A 19,557-nucleotide genomic window follows, 5' to 3' on the forward strand; every position below is an offset into this window, starting at 1 on the left:
CGTCTAAAGCACCCACTCCATCAGCTCTCGGCGTTGCGCAGCGACGTGAAGACGATCGGCAGCACCTCGACGCCGGTCACCCCCTGGCGGACGGCGGTGACGTTCTCGTTGATCTGCAGCCACAGATAGGGTGCGTCTTCCCAGACCAGGCGTTGCGCCTCGCCGAGGGCCTCCATGCGCTCGGATTCACCTGGCGCGCTGTCGGCCGTAACCAGGAGTTCGTCGACCCTGGGATTCTTGTAGCGGCCGATGTTCCACACCTCCGGCTTGGCGTCGTCGTCGGCGTTGGAGCGGAAGAGCGACGCCATATGGTAGGCGCCCGACGCATTGGACGGATTGAAGCCGAACATGGCCAGGTCCCACTTCAGATTGGCCTTGTCCTGGCGCAGATGATCCCAATAGGCGCCCTTCTCGATCTTGGTGATCGCCGCGTCGACGCCAACCTGCTTGAGCGAGGCGGCCACGATTTCGGCTACGGCTATGTCGCCGGGAAAAAGCCCTTCGGGGGCATAAAGCGCAAGGCTGAGCTTTGCCCCGTCACTGCCTGGCGCGTAACCCGCCTCGGCCAGAAGCGCCTTTGCCTTTTCCTGATCGAAGACGCTTTCGCCGACAGTCTTATGACCGATCGTGTCGAAGGCGAGCGGCGAATCCGGCGCCTTGGCGAAGCCGAAGAAGACCTTCTCTGCGATGGTGGCGACCGGAACGGCAAGGTTCAGCGCCTGACGCACCTTCTGATCGGCCAGCGGAGGCCGGGTGAGGTTGAAGGCCAGGCCGATCGGGCGCAGTCCAGGCCGTCGGATGATATCGGCATTCGGTGACTGGCTGATCTGCTGGACGAGTTGGACCGGAACGGAGTCGATGACGTCGACGGCTCCGGTGCTGAGGGCGTTGATGCGGGTCGCTGGCTCGGCGATGAACTTGAAGACGATCCTGCCGGCACCCGGCTTGCCGCCCCAATAGCCGTCGAACGCCTTGAGGGCGAGTTCCTGACCCGGACTGAAGCCCTCCAGCATATAGGGGCCGGCGCCGACCGGGTTCTGCGCGAAACTAGCCTCGCCGTGCTTGGCAAGCGCCGCCGGCGAGACGATCGCGCCCGAACCATGCGCCAGCGTGTTGGGCAACTGGGCGAACGGCCTGGAGGTCCTGATGACGACAGTGGTTGCGTCCGGAGTCTCTACACCTGCGATGGGGTCCCACAGCGGCCGGTTGGTGGTGTTGCGCTCCTTGTCCATCATCCGCTCGATATTGAGCTTGACGGCCGCCGCGTCACACGGCGTGCCGTCGTGGAAGGTGACATTGGGCCGGAGCTTGAGGGTGCAGGATTTCAGATCCTGGCTCATCTCGTAGGATTCGGCGAGTTGCGGGACGATGCGCATGTCGTCATCGAAATCGAGCAGCCTGTCGAACAGGACCAGCGCCGCCTCGTAGCCACCGGGATAGCCGGTAAAGGCGCCATGGGCGGGATCGAGCGTCAGGATGCTCGTGCTCTGGCCGAAGGTGATCGTTCCCGACGAGGCCTGCGCCCGGGCCCTGATGGTGCCGGCGGGCAAGGCCGCGACGGCAGCGGACACGGCTGCTCCCGACAGAAGATCTCTGCGATGCATGTCTCTCCCCTTTCTTGTCTACCGCCGGACCACGCTCATCCGGCATCGTTTCAACGCCACAGTTCGTTCCAGGTGAAGACGGCGGGCGTGCCGCCGGTATGGACGAAGACCACGACCTCGTCCTTGGAGAACCGGCCCTCGCGCACATGCGCGATCAGTCCGGCTGCCGCCTTGCCCGTGTAGATCGGATCAAGGATGATGCCCTCGGTCCGCGCGAAGAGACGGACCGCCTCGTTGCCGGCTTCGCTCGGGATGCCGTAGGCCTTGCCGACGAAGTCGGTGAAGTTGACGATATCCTCCTCGCCCACCACCAGATCCAGACCGAGCGCCGCCGCTGTCTGGTTGGCGATCGCCGCGGTCCGGGAGGGGATATGGAATTCGTCGGTCGCAGTGACGCCATGCATGGCGAAATCGAGATCGAGCAGCTTCTGCGCCAGGACCATTCCGGCCTGCCCCTTGCCGCTGGACGACATGTAGAAACAGGCCGGCGACAGCTGCCGCTCGGCGAGTTGTTCGACGACTTCGAGCGTCACTTCGAGATAGGCGACGGCCGAAGCCACGTCGAACATGGGATTGTCGTTGAGGATGTGAGGCCGGCCGCCGGCATCGGCGACGGCGGCGGCAAGCGAATCGAGCTTCGCGCGCTGCTCTTCGCGATCACGGGCGAAATGTACCTCCGCTCCCAGCAGGTAATCGACGAGCAAATTGCCCTGGACATTGTTCGGCTGCCGCCCCTCCAGCACGAGGATGGTCCGCAGGCCGAGCTTGTTGCAGGCGCCGACAGTCTGCCTCGCCGAGTTCGACTGCAGGTCGAGGCCGACGATGACGGTATCAGGCTCGTCCTTCATGGCGTGGGCCAGCCGGAACTCCAGATTGCGCAGCTTGTTGCCGCCGAAGGCGACGCCCGTGAGATCGTCCCGCTTTACGAAGATGCGCGGGCCGCCAAGAACCTGGCTGAGATTCTTCGCTTCCTCGATCGGCGTCTGCTTGAGAGCGATATCGAGGCGGGGGATCATCGCGATGCGCCCGCGGATCTCTGCGTGGGTCATGGGCAGCGATGCGGCCATCAAGACAACCTCACCGCGACGACATCACGATCCCGGCCGGCGACGACCATGCTCTCTCCCGCAGATTCGAGTTGACTGTCTCGTATACAAGACATATGTCTTCTACTAAGGACACAATAGCAGCTATCATCGCTTACGCAAGGGCACAGGAGAGATCGTGTCGGACCAGCCTCGAGAATTCGCCGGCAAGCAGGCAACGGGCCGGGAACGCAGCGTCGACCGCATCCTGCAGATCCTCGAATTCCTTCATGGGCATGGCGAGGGCATCAGGATCGGCGCATTGGCGAAAGCTCTCAACGCGCCGCGCTCATCGACCTACACGCTGGTCAACGACCTGATGGAAGCTGAGCTGCTGGAGATGGCGGCCGAGGATGGTCGCATCTTCTTCGGCAAGAAGATCTATCTCTACGGCCTCAACTATCTGCGCGAGAACCCGCTGGCGAAGCGGGCACGCAAGGAGGTCGACCGCCTTGCCAAGGAGACCGGAGAGACAAGCGAGTTCTGCACCTTGCAGAATGGCCGCTACACGATCATCCATATGTGCCCTGGAACACGGCCTTTCCGCATCAGTTCGGCGGTTGGCCTGCAGATCCCGATACCCTGGACTGCCTCGGGCAGGTTGCTGCTCGCCGGCAAGACACGGGCCGAGATCGAGGAGATGATCGCGCCCGACGACCTCCGGCTGCCGGATGGCAGGCTCATCGAACTCGAGCAGTTCCTCGCGGCGGTCGACCAGGCGCGCTCGGACGGATATTGCCTCACCAAGGGATTGGTCGACGCCTATACACAATGTCTCGCGGCCCCGATCTACGCCGCCGACGGCAAGGTCGAGGCGACGATCTGCCTTGTGCTGCCGATCGATTCGTCCGAGGAGCAAAACGGCAAGCTCCGGCAGCGGCTGCTCGAAAGCAGCCGGACGCTCTCTGCCCACTGAAGCCCGCTCGACCGGCGCTCGATTCCGGGGGACGGACAGACTGGACGCTTGCAAGGGCGCGCCTGCTGGTCCATTGAGCCGCGAAACGACACTGGAAACACTGCCATGATGATCCCGCTCCTCGGCGTCGTCCGGCTTCCCCATGCCGACGGGTTGGCCGTGCCCTCCTACGAAACGGCCGGATCCGCCGGCATGGACCTGCGCGCGGCTGTCCCCGACGACCGTCCCATGCTCATCCTGCCAGGCAAGCGCATGCTGGTTCCAACCGGCTTCGTCCTGGTGATACCCGAAGGCTTCGAGGGCCAGGTCCGCCCGCGCTCGGGTCTCGCGCTCAAGCACGGCATCACCTGCCTCAACACGCCGGGGACGATCGACAGCGACTATCGCGGCGAGGTGAAGGTGCTCCTCGTCAATCTCGGCGACGAGGATTTCCTGGTGGAGCGCGGCATGCGCATCGCACAGCTCGTGATCGCACCGGTCGTCCAAGCCACCATCGAGGAACGCAGCCTGGCGGGCTCGACGGGACGGGGCGCCGGCGGGTTCGGCTCCACCGGAATGGCCTGATGGTTCCCGATCTCGTCATCTTCGACTGCGACGGCGTCCTGGTCGACACCGAGGGACCGGGCAATCTGAGGCTGTCGCAATGGCTGACCGAGGCGGGTTTTGCGATCAGCTATGAGGATTGCCGCAAACGCTTCTCCGGCCGCAGCATGACCTCTGTCCAGGCGGAGGTTGAAGCCGAGGGCGTCCCGCTCGGCGCGGATTTCGTCGAACGCTGGAACCTGGCGCTGCCCGATCTCTTTGCCGCCGGCGTCGACACCATCCCGAATGTGCGGGGCTTCATCGACGAAGTCCAGGCAGCCGGTCTGCCCTACTGCGTCGCCACCTCCGCCCGGCTGAGCAAGATGCAGATCACGCTGGGCGTGACCGGGCTGCTGCCGCTGTTCGCAGGCAGGATGTTCAGCGCCACAATGGTCGCACGCGGCAAGCCTTTTCCCGACCTCTTCCTGCATGCGGCCTCTGTGATGGGTTTCGCGCCCGAGCGCTGCGTCGTCGTCGAGGACAGCGTCGCGGGCACCCAGGCCGGCATCGCCGCCGGCATGCGCGTCTTCTCCTATTGCGGCGACCCTCTCGCCGATCGTGAAGGGCTCTCTTCGTCCGGCGGCATCCTGTTCGACGACATGCGCGCGCTCGCCAGACTGATCCCGCTGCGGTAGAAGGCTGAGACACCCAGGCTGGCAGCAGACCGGCCTGCCGGCGATTGGCGGCCGGGCGATCTGCCGCTACACTCGCGGCACCACCATTCCAATCTATCGGATCCACGCCATGGACAAGGACCTCATCGCGAAGGCCAATGCCTTCCGGGCACTTCATCAGTCAGAAGGCGCCTTCATCATTCCCAATCCGTGGGACATCGGCACGGCGAAGCTGCTCGCCGCGCTCGGCTTCAAGGCGCTGGCCACCACCAGCGCCGGCTTCGCCTTTTCTCGCGGCCTTCCCGACGGCGGCGTCGGTTTCGAGGCGATGATCCACCATTGCCGCGACATTGCCGGCGCGACCGAACTGCCCGTGTCGGCCGACCTCGAGAAGGGCAAGGGCGACAGCGCCGAAAGCGCGGCCGAGACCATCTTCGCCGCCGATGCCGCCGGACTTGCCGGCTGCTCGATCGAGGATCATACCGGCGACCTGGACAGCCCGATCTACGAGTTCTCCCATGCCGTCGAGCGGGTGGCTGCCGCGGCCGAAGCGGCACGTGCGCTGAAGCGCGACTTCGTCTTCACGGCGCGAGCAGAGAATTTCCTGTGGGGCCGCAACGACCTCGACGACACGATCCGTCGCCTTCAGGCCTTCGAGCAGGCGGGCGCCGACGTGCTCTACGCGCCCGGCCTAACGGACATCGAGACCGTGCGAACGGTCTGCGAGGCGGTGTCGAAGCCAGTCAATGTGCTCGCCGTGCCGGGCTTCACCGTCGCCCAGCTCGCGCAAGCCGGTGCGAGACGGATTTCGCTCGGCTCGAAGCTGACGACCTACGCCTTCGGCATGCTGCGGGAGGCGGCGCGTGAAATGCTCGACGAGGGCCGCTTCGACTTTTCCCGCGAGGGCATGCCCTTCGGGGAATTGCAGGCGATGTTCTCGAAATGAAGGAAGTCCTGACCGTCGTCGACATGCACACCGGCGGCGAGCCCGTGCGGATCGTGACCGGCGGCTACCCTGCGGTTCCGTCGGGCACCATCCTGGAGAAGCGCGCCTATGTGCGCGATCACCTCGATCATCTGCGCCGCATGCTGATGTTCGAGCCGCGCGGCCACTACGACATGTATGGGGTCCTGCCGGTCGAGCCCGATCTGCCCGGCGCCGATCTCGCCGTGCTCTTCATGCACAACGAAGGCTATTCCACCATGTGCGGGCATGCGGTCATCGCGCTCGGCCGTTACGCCGTCGATCGGAAGCTGGTCGAGACCGTCGAGCCCGTCACCCGGGTCGGGATCGAATGCCCCTGCGGCCTTGTCGTCGCCTCGGTCGAGGTGAAGGACGGCAAGGCGGGCGCGGTTTCCTTCGAAAGCGTGCCGGCTTTCCTGTTCGCACGCGACCAGAGGATCGACGTGTCCGGCTTCGGCGAGATCGTCTTCGACATCGCCTATGGCGGCGCTTTTTATGCGCTCGCCGACTGCCGCCAGTTCGGTCTCGAATTCGGGCGGAGCCGCGCGCGCGAGTTCGTCGACGCCGCCTGCGCCGTCACCGACAAGGTGAAGCGCGACTTCCCGCTCGCCCATCCCGACCATGCCGATCTCGCCTTCCTCTACGGCACGATCCTGACCGACGGAGGTGACGGCGCCAGCAGCGTTGCGACACGCAACATCTGCGTCTTCGCGGAAGCCGAGGTCGACCGTTCGCCGACCGGATCGGGCGTGACCGCGAGGCTCGCGGCCATGCATGCCAAGGGCGAGATCGAACCCGGCGAGGCACGCCTCTTCGAAAGCGTCGTCGGCTCGCGCTTCACGGGCTCCGTGGCCCGGACAATGACATTCCCCGACGGGCGCGCCGGCATCGTCGCGCGTGTCGGCGGTCAGGCCTACTACTCCGGCACCGCGGAGTACTGGCTGGAGGACGGCGACACGCTGGGACGCGGGTTCCTAGTGCGCTGAGACGGCAAGCGGAGCCGGGGTCGCGCGGTGGCGCAAGCGATCGTCCTTCCCTGCCGGTCCGCTTTCGTGCGATAAGCGCCGCCTTGTCCGTTTGCAGGGTGAACGTCATGACGCTTGCCGGTTTTATCGCCTATTCTGGCGCGCTCGCCGTTGCCGCGGCCATCCCGGGGCCGGGGCTTACCGCGCTGATCGCCAGGGCGCTCGGCTCTGGCTTCCGCTCGTCGCTGTTCATGGCGCTCGGCCTCGTACTTGGCGACCTCACTTACCTGACCGCGGCGGTTCTGGGCCTCGCCTTCATCGCCCATACCTTCGGCGCCGTGTTCCTCGTCATCAAGTGGCTGGGTGTCGCCTATCTCGCCTGGCTTGCCTGGTGCTTCTGGACGTCCGGCATCACGCCCGAGACCATCGAGGCGCGCAAGGCTAGGGGCGGCGCATTCGCCAGCCTGCTCGCCGGCCTCACGGTCACGCTCGGCAACCCCAAGACGATGATCTTCTACCTGGCGCTGACGCCGACGCTGGTCGACCTGCATACCATCACCGCGACCGACTACGGCCTGCTGGCGATGTGCACCATAGCGGTGCTGCTGGTGGTGCTGGTTCCCTATCTCGCGCTGGCAGCGAAGGCCCGCTGGCTGCTCAGCACGCCACGCGCGCTGAAGGCGCTCAACCGCACCGCCGCGGCCTTCATGGCCGGCGCGGCAGCGGCTATCGCAACCCGGCAATAGGCGCGCCGGAGGCCCGCCGACGAGCCGGAGGATCTTCAGGCCGTCCCATCCCGTGATTCGTCATTTTTCCGACAAGACCTCAGGAGGCAAGCCGTGACCAAGCCCACCATCCGCACAGCCGGCCGCGGCCGCATCTATGATTCCATCACGCAGACCATAGGCGATACGCCGCTGGTCCGGCTCGACAAATTCGCCAGCGAGAAGGGCATCGTCGCGAACCTCATCGCCAAATTGGAATTCTTCAATCCGATCGCCAGCGTCAAGGACCGCATCGGCGTGGCCATGATCGAGGCGCTTGAAGCCTCGGGCCGAATCACGCCGGGCCGCACCGTCCTGGTCGAGCCGACCTCGGGCAACACCGGCATCGCGCTCGCCTTCGCCGCCGCCGCCAAAGGCTACAAGCTGATCCTGACCATGCCGGAAACCATGTCCATGGAGCGGCGCAAGATGCTCCTGCTGCTCGGCGCCGAACTGGTCCTCACCGAAGGCGCCAAGGGCATGAAGGGCGCCATCGCCAAGGCCGAGGAACTCGTCCAGACGCTGCCCGACGCCGTCATCCCCCAGCAGTTCGACAACCCGGCCAATCCGGAGATCCATCGCACGACGACGGCCGAGGAGATCTGGAACGACACCAAAGGGGAAGTCGACATCCTTGTCTCGGGCATCGGCACCGGCGGCACCATCACCGGCGTCGGCCAGGTGCTGAAGCAGCGCCGCCCGGGTGTCCATGTCGTCGCCGTCGAACCGGAAGCCTCGCCGGTGCTCTCGGGCGGCAATCCCGGCCCGCACAAGATCCAGGGGATCGGCGCCGGCTTCGCTCCGAAAATCCTCGATACCTCGATCTATGACGAGATCATCACCGTCTCCAACGAAGAGGCATTCTCCAATGCCCGGCTCGTCGCCCGGCTGGAGGGCGTGCCGGTCGGCATCTCGTCGGGTGCAGCGCTTCATGCCGCCAGCGTCGTCGGTTCGCGGCCGCAAAGCGCGGGGAAAAACATGGTGGTCATCATCCCCTCCTTCGCCGAACGTTATCTGTCGACCGCCTTGTTCGAGGGGCTGTGACATCAGTCAGGCCGCAATTGGTGGAGCAAGAATTGTACACACTCTACAGCAGGCCCGGCTCCGGCGGATTCGCCGTCGAGGCGGCATTCCGCCTGGCCGGGCAACCTTTCACCCTGGTCAATGTGCCGAAGCAGGCACCGGGCGACGACTTCCTGGCGATCAGCCCGCTCGGCCAGGTGCCGGTCCTCACCTTGCCCTGCGGCCGGTCGATCACCGAATCAGGCGCCATGGTGACTCTCGTCGCGGAGCGCTTTCCCGAGGCGGAACTCGCTCCGCAACCTCAATCACCCGGCCGCGCCGAGTTCCTGCGCTGGATGTTCTTCATGTCTTCAGCCCTCTACCCTGCGCTGCTGCGCTATTTCTACGCCCAACGCTATACATCCGATCCCGGCGCCGCGGAGACCGTCCAGAATGCCGCCCTTGCGGAGAGCGACCGCTGCTTCGCCGTCATCGAAAACGCGTTGTCGGGACGACAATGGCTGGTGGACGACCGCTTCTCGCTGGCCGACGTCTATCTCCTGATGCTCGCCCATTGGCACCCCGTGGGTGACCGCCCGCGCGAGGAGTGGACCAACATCGTCAGGCACTGCTCCGCCCTCAAGCGGCAGCCCGTTCTGGCCGATCTCAACGAGACGCACCGCCTCTGGTAGGCCGCCGGCCGGCGGACGAAAGCGCTTCGCCCCACAACCGACTTGGCATGCGCTGCATAATCATTGCAGACTGCTTGCCTGACTCGGTCAGGGGCACATATCGTCTTGAGGGAGGAATCTCATGAAACATCACGTCAGGAGACTGATTTCGGCTGGCGCCGTGGCGCTCACGCTGGGGCTCGGCACGGCGGTCGCCGGCGCCCAGGAATTCATCAACGTGCTGACAGGCGGCACGTCGGGCGTATATTATCCTCTGGGCGTGGCGCTTTCGGAGATCTACGGCAAGTCGATCGAGGGCGCACGCACCCAGGTGCAGGCCACCAAGGCTTCGGTCGAAAACCTCAATCTCCTGCAGCAGGGCAAGGGCGAGATCGCCTTCACCCTCGGCGACGCCCTGAAGTTGGGCTGGGAAGGCAACACCGAGGCCGGCTTCCCGGCCAAGCTCGACAAGCTGCGCGGCATCGCCGCCATCTATCCGAACTATATCCAGGTCGTCGCCTCGAAGGAATCCGGCATCAAGTCGCTGGCTGACCTCAAGGGCAAGAGCCTGTCGGTCGGGGCGCCCGCTTCCGGGACCGAGCTCAATGCCCGCGCGATCTTCGCTGCCGCCGGCATGAAATACGAAGACCTCGGCAAGGTCGAGTACCTGCCTTTCGCCGAATCGGTCGAACTCATCAAGAACCGCCAGTTGGACGCCACGCTGCAGTCGGCAGGTCTCGGGGTCGCTTCGATCCGCGATCTCGCGACCTCGCTGCCGATCAATGTCGTGGCAGTTCCGGCCGACATCGTCGCCGAGATCGGCGCCCCGTATCAGGCGGTGACTATTCCGGCCGGAACCTATGAGGGCCAGGCCGAGGACGTGGCGACCGCGGCCGTCGGCAATTTCCTGGTCACCCATGACGGCGTGTCCGAGGACACCGTCTACAAGATGACCAAGGCGCTCTACGACAATCTCGACAAGTTGTCCGCCGCCCATGCCGCAGCCAAGGCGATCAAGGTCGAGAACGCGCTCGCCGGCATGCCCGTGCCGCTGCACCCGGGCGCGGAGCGTTATTACAAGGAGATCGGCGCGCTGAAATGATCGGGCGAGGTTGAGAATGCCCCTCGTCCGCTTGCCGGCACCTTCTCCCCGCTTGCGGAGAAGGTGGCGGCAGCCGGATGAGGGCAGCGCCGTCGGTCTGCGCACAAGAGCGGCATGAGAAGCGATGGCTGAAGATCGTAGTAGCACCCCGACCGTACTTGCCGCGCCGGACGAGATTCTGACGGAAGGACTTCCGGAGGGCTGGGGGGCCGGTGCTGCCGGCCGGGTCGCATTTACCGTCGCCGTCCTGTTCTCGGCCTTTCAGCTCTATACGGCAGCCTACGGCAACCTGCCCAGCCAGGTGATCCGGGCCATGCATGTCGGCTTCCTGCTGCTGCTCGGCTTCGGGCTCCTCGCCAACCTCAGGACGCGATCGACCACCGGCAAGGTGGTGCTCTGGGCGTTCGGCCTGCTCGGGTTCCTGACCGGCGTCTACAACTGGGTCTTCTACGAGGCGATCCTGCGCCGCACCGGTTTCCTCACCACCAGCGACCTCGTCGTCGGGGCCATACTGATCGTGCTCGTCTTCGAGGCGGCGCGGCGCCTGATGGGCCCGGCGCTGGCGATCATTTCGGGCCTTTTCCTCGCCTATTGCTTCTTCGGCAACTATTTGCCGCCGCCCCTCATCCATCGCGGCTACGATCTCGCGCAGATCATCGAGAATTTCGCCTATGGGACCGAGGGAATCTACGGCACGCCGATCTACGTCTCGGCCGCCTACATCTTCATCTTCGTCGTGTTCGCGGCGTTCCTCGAACGCGCCGGCATGATCGCGCTGTTCAACGACTTCGCGCTTGGTCTCGTCGGCTCCTGGCGCGGCGGGCCGGCCCAGGTCTGCGTGCTCTCCTCGGCCCTGATGGGCACGATTTCCGGTTCCGGCGTCGCGAACGTCGTTGCCAGCGGCCAGTTCACCATTCCGCTGATGAAACGATTCGGATTCCGTTCGGCCTTTGCCGGTGGCGTCGAGGCAACATCGTCGATGGGCGGACAGATCATGCCGCCGGTCATGGGCGCCGTCGCCTTCATCATGGCCGAGACGCTCAACGTTCCCTATGCCGAGGTCGTCAAGGCGGCCATCATCCCGGCGCTGCTCTATTTCGGAACTTGCTTCTGGATGGTCTATCTCGAAGCGGGCAAGGCCAGGCTGAAAGGCATGGAGAAGGCGAGCCTGCCGAACCCGTGGCACGCGGTCAGGCAGCACTGGCCGCTGGTCCTGCCGCTGGCAGCGCTGGTCTATCTGCTCTTCGCCGGCTACACGCCGATATTTGCCGGCACGATGGGACTGGCGCTCACCGTCGTGCTTATCCTCGGCACCCCGCTCGCGGCCCTCATCGGACCGCTCGCCTTCCGCATCGTGTTCTGGGTCGCGCTCGGCCTCGCCGCCGCGGCCTTCATGCGTTACGGCGTCAACATCCTGGCGCTGGTCATCGGTGCGCTCGTCGTCGCTTGCCTGACCTTCAGGGGCGGCCGGGAAACCTTGCTGATCTGCCGCGACTCGCTCGCCGAGGGTGCGAAGAACGCCCTGCCCGTCGGCATCGCCTGCGCCATCGTCGGCATCGTCATCGGCACGCTGACCTTGACCGGCATCGCCTCGACCTTCATCGGCTTCATCATCTCCATCGGCGAGAGCAGCCTGTTCTTGTCGCTGCTGCTGACCATGCTCACCTGTCTCGTGCTCGGCATGGGCATCCCGACCATCCCCAACTACATCATCACATCGTCGCTGGCAGGCCCTGCCCTGCTCGAACTCGGCGTGCCGCTCATCGTCAGCCACATGTTCGTCTTCTATTTCGGCATCATGGCGGACCTGACGCCGCCGGTGGCGCTGGCCGCCTTCGCCGCGGCGCCGATGGCCAAGGAGTCGGGGCTGAAGATCGGCATCCAGGCGTCAAAGCTGGCGATCGCCGGCTTCGTCGTGCCGTTCATGGCCGTCTACACGCCCGCGCTCATGCTGCAGGATGCCGGTCCCGTTGCCGCGAGCTTCGGCTATCCGGTCGAGGTCGGATACATCGTCCTCAAGGCCTGCCTCGGCATCGTGCTGTGGGGCGCTGCCGTCACCGGCTTCCTGGTCTCACCGATGGCTGCCTGGGAACGCGTCGCCACTCTCGCGGCCGGCCTGCTCCTGGTGCTCGCATTGCCGCTCACCGACGAGGCCGGCTTCCTGCTCACGGCGCTGCTGATCGGCCGTCATTGGTGGCAAGCGCGGCGGCTCGTGGCGTCATGAGCCTGTGCATAGCCGCCGCCGGCAAGACGACGGTGCTCGCCGCGTCATTCTTCACCCTCTCCTGGACCCATTCGGTCGAGAAGACGCGGTGGGAGGAGGATTGGAAGGTCACACCAGCTGGCCTCGAGATCATCGCGGCGCGTATCAAGGGCTCCGGGGCAGGCATGGAGCCGCCTGAAGGGGCCGTGTTCCGGGATGGCTGGTGGACTTATGTGCCCCACCTGCCGCCGCGCCCGTCCCTGGTCCTGGCGGCCTCTGGGGCAACGACAAGCGGCTGGAGACTGTGCGCCGGGCGGACCTGTGTCGACCTCGGCGCCGAAGCGGGCGAGCCGGTGTCCCTGCAGGCCTGCCCGTCGGATCAGTGAAAGCTCGGCCGCGCCCCGAGCGAGCGGTTGCGGCGGCGCGCGCAGGCAGGGCCCGGGCCGCGCATATAGTGGCGCTCCGGCCGGTATGTCGGCGCGAAGAACTCCCGAAAAGCGGACGCGTAGTGCGTGAAGCGGCTCCAGATTGTCATTGCCTTGTCCCTGTCCCGTCGGCTGTCCCTTCCGACCTAGGCGAATGATAGCGAACACACGTGAATCGTCGGTGAACGCGATGTTAATCTTTGCCCAGAACGCCGGGGAATCATGGCTGAAACAGGGTAGTTTCGCGGCGTTGTGGTGCCGCCGGGTTAATTCTTCGTAGCGTGGTTTTTGGGACACACTGGCTGGCTGCGCGCGGCCAGCGAACGAAGCGCGATCAGTGCAGGAAAGTCGCCTCGAAGGCGGTCTTCCCCTTCGGCGAAAAGACGACCGCGCGGCCCTCCTTCTCGCGCCGCGCCCATCTCCGGGCAATGATCCTATCGAAGATCGCCGCGCCGAGTGCGCCCGCCAGATGCGAGCGCCGCACGCTCCAGTCGAGGCAGGCGCGGCAGACCGGCCGACGCGCACCGCCGAGGCTTCCGATATCGATGCCCACGGCTTCGAAGAAGCCTGCACCGGACGGTCCGAGGCCGAGCCGTTCCCCCTCGCGCACCACGATGCCGCGCTCCAGGAAACTGTCGAGCATGGCGACGGCGTGCTCGCCGGCCAGATGGTCGTAGCAGATACGGGCCTCGCGCATGGTTGCGTCGCGCGGGCCGGGCCGGGTGCGCTTCGGGCCGAACCTCGCGGCCACGCCCATGATGGCCTCGAGCATGGCCGCCACCTCGGCTCCGGCGAGACCGTAGTAACGATGGCGGCCCTGGGCTTTCAGCGTCAGCAGTCCTCCATCCATAAGCTTGGCAAGGTGCGAGCTCGCCGTGGGCAAGGCGACGCCCGCTTCCAGCGCCAGTTCGGAGGCGGTCAATGCGCCGCCGTCCATCAGCGCCGTCAGCATGCTGGCGCGGGCGGGATCGCCGACCAGGCTGGCGATACGGGCGATGTCAGGTCCATCACGCATAGTTCGATCATAATCGAAGCATTCTCGTCCGGCAAGGCCTATGGTCGGGTCGTCGAAAGGAGCCGGCCATGCCTGCCATCACCCGCACCGATCCCGCTTCCGCGCCGCCCCTGCGCTCCTTCCTGCGCAGGCTTCGGCTGAAGCGAGCCGCATCGATCATATCCCGCTGGTACGATCGCCACCTCCAGCGATGCGATCTCGCCACGCTCGACGAACGCATGCTCGCCGACATCGGCCGATCGCCGGAGGAAGCGCGCCGCGAATGCGGCAAGCCGTTCTGGCGGAAGTGACCCGGGCTCCAGATTAGCCGCCTCCGCGGATCGATGCTTCGACAAAGGTCGAACCATCGCCGCCGCCAAGACCAAAGGAGAAAACCATGACCGTCACCTGCTTCATCCGTTACGAGATCGACCCGTTCCGAAAGGAAGCCTTCGTCGACTATGCCCGCAACTGGGGCCAGGCGATCCCGCGTTGCGGGGCGGACCTGATCGGCTATTTCACACCGCATGAAGGTTCCGCGACGACCGCCTACGGCGTCTACAACATCGACAGCCTGGCAGCCTACGAAACCTATCGCGCCCGGCTCGCCGCCGACCCGCTGGGCAAGGAGAACTACGAATTCGCGCGGCGCGAAAAGTTCATCCTGCGGGAGGATCGCATCTTCCTGAAGCTCGCCTCGGCGCCCCATGCCGGCAGGAGCGCGACGTGATCGCCGTCATTTTCGAAGTCGTGCCGGCGGACGGCCGGCGCGACGCCTATCTCGGCATCGCCGCGGACCTCCGCCCGCTGCTCGACGGCATCGACGGCTTCGTCTCGGTGGAGCGTTTCCAGAGCCTCTCCGATCCCTCCAGGCTGCTCTCACTGTCGTTCTGGCGCGACGAGGAGGCGGTCAAGGCATGGCGCAATACCGAGCCGCACAGGAGCGCCCAGAACGCAGGACGCGGCGGCATCTTCGCCGACTACCGGCTGCGGATCGCCCATGTCGTGCGGGACTACGGCCTGAGCGAGCGCAAGGAAGCGCCCGACGACAGCAGGGCCGTGCATGGGTGAGGCCATCGCCGGCGGTCATGCATTGCCGATCAGCACCCCCGCGCCGAACACCAGCGCTCCGCCGAGCACGACCTGGAAGGCTGCGCGGAGGAAAGGCGTTTCCATATAGCGGTTCTGGATGAAGGCAATCGTCCAGAGTTCCACGAAGACGACGGCTGCCGCGACCGATGTCGCCGTCCAGAAATGCGGGATCAGGTAGGGCAGTGCGTGGCCAAGCCCGCCGATCGCCGTCATGATGCCGGAGGACAGGCCCCGTTTCAGCGGAGAGCCGCGGCCGGAGAGCTTGCCGTCGTCATGCGCCGCCTCGGTGAATCCCATGGAGATGCCCGCGCCCACCGACGCCGAGAGCCCGACGAGAAAGGTCTGCCACGTGTCCTGGGTGGCGAAGGCGGCGGCGAAGATGGGGGCAAGTGTCGAGACCGACCCGTCCATCAGCCCGGCCAGCCCCGGCTGGACATAGGTCAGGATGAACTGCCGCCGTTCGCTGACGGCTTCCTCCGAACGCACATCCTCGGGCACATGCTTCTGGCCGAGCCGGCGCGCGAGCGTTTCATGGCTGCGTTCGGCAATGGCGAGGTCCCCCAGCAGCTTGCGCGTGGCGGCATCGGAGGCGCGTTTCTCCGCCTCGACATAAAAGCGCTCGGCCTGCCGCTCCATCTCCTCCGCCTGCTGCCGGACACGATCGATGCCGAGGGGCCGTACCAGCCAGTCGGGCTTGCGCTCGTAATAGCCGCGCACATGTTCGCGGCGGATCAAGGGAATGCGCTCGCCGAACCGCTTGCGATGGAGGTCGATCAGCGCCGCGCGATGGGAATCCTCTTCGTCGGCCATCCCATCGAAAACCTTGGCCGATTGAGGGAACTCGTCGCGCAGCCCGTCGGCATAGGCGCGATAGATGCGGCCGTCGTCCTCCTCCGACGAGATGGCCAGCGCGAGGATTTCCTGTTCCGACAGAGAATCGAAGGACCGGCGGCCGAAACCGAAGACGCGAGAAAGCATTTGGAGGGCCTTTAGTTTAGAATGATTCTAAACTATGCCCCAGCGGGGACAGCGTCAACCGTCACCTCACCCGGAGATTTGGCCCAGAACCTTTTTGCCCCGGGGAACTTTGAAAGGCCCGAGGCGTTGCCCAATTCGCGGGAAAAAGGCCCTGTCATGCAACGCCTACGGCAGCCATCATCGAAACAGATCCGGCGGGAACATTGCTGATGGCCCCTCGCCCGATATGGAAGGGCTATCTGAAGCTGTCCCTGGTGACATGCGCCGTGGAGCTGACTGCCGCCACCACGCACAGCGAAAAAGTATCGTTCCGTATCCTCAACCGCGCTACCGGAAACACCGTCCGGCGTGAATATGTCGATTCCAAAACCGGCAAGCCGGTGGACGAGAAGCACGAGATCAAGGGCTACGAGATCGGCGACGACACATTCGTCGAGATCGAGGAGAGCGAGATCGAGGCCGTCCAGATCGAGTCCTCGCATATGCTCGACCTCGACGGTTTCGTCGAGAAGTCGACGATCGAGGCCGTGTATCTGGATACGCCCTACTACGTCACACCCGCCGACGAGATGTCGGAGGAAGCCTTCGGCGTTATTCGCGCCGCACTTGCCCGGAAGAAGATGGCCGCACTTGCCCGCATCGTCCTGTTCCGACGAGAGCGTCCGGTGGTGCTCGAACCGCTCGACAAGGGCATGCTCCTGACGACGCTTCGCTACGGCGACACGGTGCGAAGGCCCGACACCGTCTTCGGAGAGATCAAGGACGTGACGATAGACAAGGAGATGCTCGATCTGGCCACGCAGATCATCACGAAGCGGAAGACCAGCTTCGATCCGTCCAAATTCGATGACCGCTATGAGGAAGCGCTGCTCGCGCTGATCGAAGCGAAGAAGTCGGGCAAGAAGGCTCCGCCCTCGAAGGCGGCGCCGAAGCCCTCCAATGTCGTCGACCTCTTCGACGCCCTGAAGAAGAGCCTCGCCGCGGACGGCGGACGCGCGGCATCGCGCAAGCCCTCCAAACGAAGTCCGGCACCGCGCGGCAAGGCGACCGCCGCCAAGCGCAAATCGGCATGACGTCATGGCCAGCCTCGAGCAATACAAAGCCAAACGCAACTTCCGCATCACCGGCGAGCCCTCCGGCAAGAGACGCCGGACGAAGACGAAAACTTCCGAGCTCGCCTTCGTGGTTCACAAGCACGACGCCACCAGGCTCCATTACGATTTGCGGCTCGAGCTTGGCGGCGCGCTGTTGAGCTGGGCCGTAACCCGGGGACCGAGCCTCGATCCTTCCGAAAAGCGGCTTGCCGTCCATGTCGAGGATCATCCCATCGACTATGCCTCTTTCGAAGGCATGATCCCGAAAGGCCAGTACGGGGCCGGCCCCGTCATCGTGTGGGACGAAGGGACGTGGGCACCGGAGGGCGATCCCGAGGCCGGCATGAAGAAGGGCCATCTGCGCTTCGAATTGAAAGGCGAGAAGCTCAAGGGCGCATGGAATCTCGTGCGCCTGCGCCCCCGCTCCGGCGAGAAACGCGACAACTGGCTGCTGATCAAGTCGCGTGACGACTTTGCCTCGGCCAAGGGCGACGTGCTGGAGGACGAGCCGCGATCGGTCAGATCAGGCAGGACGATCGAGGAGGTAGCCGCCGGCAACGGAAAGGCAGCGGCGACGCCGGCAAGGGCTGGCGGGACGCGACGCGCCTCACCGAAGAAACGGCCTAAGGCCGCCGAACTGCCCGATTTCGTCCCGCCCTGCCTTGCGAGGCTGGAAAGCGAGCCGCCCACCGGCGACGAGTGGCTGCACGAGGTGAAGTTCGACGGTTATCGCATCCAGGCCGCAATCGCGGATGACGAGGTGAAACTCCGCACCCGCACCGGGCTGGACTGGACCGATCGCTTCGGCAAAACCATCCCCGCCGCCCTTGCGAAGCTCGATTGTGCGTCGGCCCTCATCGACGGCGAGATCGTCGTGCTGGGCGAGAACGGCGTGTCGGTATTCTCCTCGCTCCAGCTCGATCTCTCGGAAGGACGCACCAGCCGCATGCTCTTCTACGCCTTCGACGTGCTGTCCCTCGATGGCAACGACACCAGGGGCGAGCCGCTATTCTACCGCAAGGAAAAGCTGCGCGATCTTCTGGCCGGAGAGGATGAAAATGGCCCGCTTCGCTTCAGCGAGCATTTCTCCGAGGCCGGCGATGTCGTGCTCGAACACGCCTGTCGCATGGGTCTGGAAGGGGTCGTTTCCAAGCGGGCCGACGCGCCCTATCGGAGCGGCCGTGGCCATGACTGGATCAAGTCGAAATGCACCATGCGTCAGGAATTCGTCATCACGGGTTACGTGCCCTCGGACAAGGCCGCGCGCGGCCTGCGCTCGCTTCTCGTGGGCTATCGCGAGGACGGCAGGTTGCGTCCCGCCGGCCGCGTCGGCACCGGGTTTTCCGACCGCGTCATCCGTGACCTGCAGCAAAGGCTCGACGCCTTGCGCACGAAAGCTTCACCCTATGACGGCGCCGCCGGGCGCGAGCGTGGCGTGATCTGGGTCGAGCCGGATCTCGTCGCCGAAATCGAGTTCCGGTCCTGGACACGGGGCGGCAGCATCCGTCATGCTTCTTTCCAGGGGTTGCGGGAGGACCAGCCGGCCAGGGAGGTGGTCATGGAGAAGCCGGAAGCCGACGGCAAAGCCGCCCGGAGGGCCGAGGATAAGCAGAAGAGCTCGCGCCAGCCGGGTCGCCGCTCCGGGACCGGCATTGCCCTTTCCAGCCCCGAGAAGGAGCTCTGGCCGGACGAGGGCATCACCAAGGCCGATCTGCTCGACCACTATGCCGCCGTCTGGCCGCGCATGGAACGCTTCGTCATTAATCGCCCCCTGGCGCTCGTCCGCGCGCCCGATGGCGTCCAAGGGCAGCGCTTCTTCCAGAAACATGCCTCTCCCGGCATGCACAAGGCGATCCGCAGGATGTCCGATCCGGAAGACGGCGAGGAGTTGCTCTTAATCAGGGATTTCGACGGACTTGCCGCGCTGGTCCAATATGGCGTGGTCGAGGTCCATCTCTGGGGCGCCACGATCGACAAGATCGAGCAGCCCGACCAGATCGTGTTCGACCTCGACCCCGACGAGGGCCTCGGCATCGAGGACGTGCGCCGCGCCGCACTCGAGGTGAAAGAAAAGCTCGACGACCTCGGCCTGCCCAGTTTCGTCAAGACGTCGGGCGGCAAGGGTTATCATGCGATCGTGCCGCTGAAGCCCAAGGCAGATTGGGACGCCGTCAAGGGCTTCGCGCATGACTTCGCGCAGGCGCTGGCCGAGGCTGCCCCCGACCGCTACACGGCCACGCTCTCGAAGAAGGCTCGCAAGGGACGGATCTTCATCGACTATCTGCGCAACGGCCGCGGGTCGACCACCGTCGCACCCTATTCGTCCCGCGCCAGGAAAGGCGCGACCGTCGCCATGCCGATTACCTGGGAGATGGTGGCCGAAGGCGTCGGCCCGGACGATTTCACGATCGGCGCTGCCCGGACCCGGTCATGGCTCCAGAAGAAGGACCCCTGGGCCGATTTCTTCGACAAGGGCAAGCCCCTGAACAGGCGATGAGACCG

The 19,557-nt window shown here is 65.2% G+C and carries 21 protein-coding genes; 16 read left to right on the plus strand and 5 right to left on the minus strand.

The window, feature by feature from the left end; translation table 11 throughout:
* Positions 1-20: 20 nt before the first annotated feature.
* Both JN280_RS38755 and JN280_RS38760 read right to left on the minus strand, forming a co-directional pair.
* Complete coding sequence (locus JN280_RS38755; protein ID WP_202309441.1) at positions 21-1,604, minus strand: ABC transporter substrate-binding protein; 1,584 nt, start codon at positions 1,602-1,604, stop codon at positions 21-23.
* Positions 1,605-1,654: 50 nt separating this feature from the next.
* Positions 1,655-2,671, minus strand: coding sequence for a pyridoxal-phosphate dependent enzyme (locus tag JN280_RS38760; RefSeq protein WP_202309442.1), 1,017 nt, complete (start codon positions 2,669-2,671; stop codon positions 1,655-1,657).
* Between the two features lie 157 nt (positions 2,672-2,828).
* On the opposite strand from JN280_RS38760, the gene JN280_RS38765 reads away from it, so the two are divergent.
* The 11 genes from JN280_RS38765 (at position 2,829) to JN280_RS38815 (ending at position 12,858) form a co-directional block, all read left to right on the plus strand.
* Complete coding sequence (locus JN280_RS38765; protein ID WP_244742725.1) at positions 2,829-3,605, plus strand: IclR family transcriptional regulator; 777 nt, start codon at positions 2,829-2,831, stop codon at positions 3,603-3,605.
* A gap of 105 nt (positions 3,606-3,710) precedes the next feature.
* The gene (dut, locus tag JN280_RS38770; protein WP_202309443.1) at positions 3,711-4,169 is read left to right on the plus strand and encodes a dUTP diphosphatase; all 459 of its coding nucleotides are present in this window, start codon (positions 3,711-3,713) and stop codon (positions 4,167-4,169) included.
* Positions 4,166-4,822, plus strand: coding sequence for an HAD family hydrolase (locus JN280_RS38775; RefSeq protein WP_202315331.1), 657 nt, complete (start codon positions 4,166-4,168; stop codon positions 4,820-4,822). Before dut ends, JN280_RS38775 begins: the two co-directional genes overlap by 4 nt.
* 109 nt (positions 4,823-4,931) lie before the next feature.
* Complete coding sequence (locus tag JN280_RS38780; protein WP_202309444.1) at positions 4,932-5,747, plus strand: isocitrate lyase/PEP mutase family protein; 816 nt, start codon at positions 4,932-4,934, stop codon at positions 5,745-5,747.
* The gene (locus tag JN280_RS38785) at positions 5,744-6,751 is read left to right on the plus strand and encodes a proline racemase family protein (protein WP_202309445.1); all 1,008 of its coding nucleotides are present in this window, start codon (positions 5,744-5,746) and stop codon (positions 6,749-6,751) included. The genes JN280_RS38780 and JN280_RS38785 overlap by 4 nt, the downstream gene beginning before the upstream one ends.
* A 107-nt stretch (positions 6,752-6,858) precedes the next feature.
* The gene (locus JN280_RS38790; RefSeq protein WP_202309446.1) at positions 6,859-7,476 is read left to right on the plus strand and encodes a LysE family translocator; all 618 of its coding nucleotides are present in this window, start codon (positions 6,859-6,861) and stop codon (positions 7,474-7,476) included.
* Positions 7,477-7,569: 93 nt separating this feature from the next.
* Positions 7,570-8,538, plus strand: a complete 969-nt coding sequence (gene cysK / locus JN280_RS38795) for a cysteine synthase A (protein WP_274609056.1) — start codon at positions 7,570-7,572, stop codon at positions 8,536-8,538.
* 32 nt (positions 8,539-8,570) lie between these two features.
* Complete coding sequence (locus tag JN280_RS38800) at positions 8,571-9,188, plus strand: glutathione S-transferase family protein (protein ID WP_202309447.1); 618 nt, start codon at positions 8,571-8,573, stop codon at positions 9,186-9,188.
* Positions 9,189-9,309: 121 nt separating this feature from the next.
* Complete coding sequence (locus JN280_RS38805; protein WP_202309448.1) at positions 9,310-10,269, plus strand: TAXI family TRAP transporter solute-binding subunit; 960 nt, start codon at positions 9,310-9,312, stop codon at positions 10,267-10,269.
* 124 nt (positions 10,270-10,393) lie between these two features.
* Positions 10,394-12,493, plus strand: a complete 2,100-nt coding sequence (locus tag JN280_RS38810; protein ID WP_202309449.1) for a TRAP transporter permease — start codon at positions 10,394-10,396, stop codon at positions 12,491-12,493.
* Entirely contained in the window at positions 12,490-12,858 is a 369-nt protein-coding gene (locus tag JN280_RS38815) for a DUF1850 domain-containing protein (protein WP_202309450.1), read from the plus strand. The genes JN280_RS38810 and JN280_RS38815 overlap by 4 nt, the downstream gene beginning before the upstream one ends.
* Here the strand turns inward: JN280_RS38815 and JN280_RS38820 are convergent.
* Both JN280_RS38820 and JN280_RS38825 read right to left on the minus strand, forming a co-directional pair.
* Complete coding sequence (locus JN280_RS38820) at positions 12,852-13,007, minus strand: hypothetical protein (protein WP_202309451.1); 156 nt, start codon at positions 13,005-13,007, stop codon at positions 12,852-12,854. The two genes, JN280_RS38815 and JN280_RS38820, sit on opposite strands and share 7 nt — an antisense overlap.
* 224 nt (positions 13,008-13,231) lie before the next feature.
* On the minus strand, positions 13,232-13,912 hold the full coding sequence (locus tag JN280_RS38825) for an ArsR/SmtB family transcription factor (protein ID WP_202309452.1): 681 nt from the start codon (positions 13,910-13,912) through the stop codon (positions 13,232-13,234).
* Between the two features lie 68 nt (positions 13,913-13,980).
* On the opposite strand from JN280_RS38825, the gene JN280_RS38830 reads away from it, so the two are divergent.
* From JN280_RS38830 to JN280_RS38840, 3 genes are all read left to right on the plus strand, one after another.
* A complete protein-coding gene (locus JN280_RS38830) occupies positions 13,981-14,202 on the plus strand; it encodes a DUF1127 domain-containing protein (protein ID WP_202309453.1) in 222 nt (73 codons plus the stop codon).
* 86 nt (positions 14,203-14,288) lie between these two features.
* Positions 14,289-14,621: an NIPSNAP family protein gene (locus tag JN280_RS38835; protein WP_202309454.1), complete on the plus strand. Its 333-nt coding sequence runs from the start codon at positions 14,289-14,291 to the stop codon at positions 14,619-14,621.
* Positions 14,618-14,962 carry an antibiotic biosynthesis monooxygenase family protein gene (locus JN280_RS38840; protein WP_202309455.1) on the plus strand — a complete coding sequence of 115 codons (345 nt, stop codon included), beginning with the start codon at positions 14,618-14,620 and terminating at the stop codon, positions 14,960-14,962. Before JN280_RS38835 ends, JN280_RS38840 begins: the two co-directional genes overlap by 4 nt.
* A 15-nt stretch (positions 14,963-14,977) precedes the next feature.
* Here JN280_RS38840 and mbfA read toward each other — a convergent pair whose 3' ends face one another.
* A complete protein-coding gene (gene mbfA, locus JN280_RS38845; RefSeq protein WP_202309456.1) occupies positions 14,978-15,961 on the minus strand; it encodes an iron exporter MbfA in 984 nt (327 codons plus the stop codon).
* Positions 15,962-16,170: 209 nt separating this feature from the next.
* Between mbfA and ku the strand changes: the two genes are divergently transcribed.
* On the plus strand, positions 16,171-17,034 hold the full coding sequence (gene ku, locus JN280_RS38850; protein WP_202309457.1) for a non-homologous end joining protein Ku: 864 nt from the start codon (positions 16,171-16,173) through the stop codon (positions 17,032-17,034).
* A gap of 4 nt (positions 17,035-17,038) precedes the next feature.
* Positions 17,039-19,552, plus strand: coding sequence for a DNA ligase D (gene ligD, locus JN280_RS38855; RefSeq protein WP_202309458.1), 2,514 nt, complete (start codon positions 17,039-17,041; stop codon positions 19,550-19,552).
* The last annotated feature ends 5 nt before the right edge of the window (positions 19,553-19,557 follow it).

It is taken from the genome of Mesorhizobium sp. L-8-10 (assembly GCF_016756635.1).
GTDB lineage: Bacteria > Pseudomonadota > Alphaproteobacteria > Rhizobiales > Rhizobiaceae.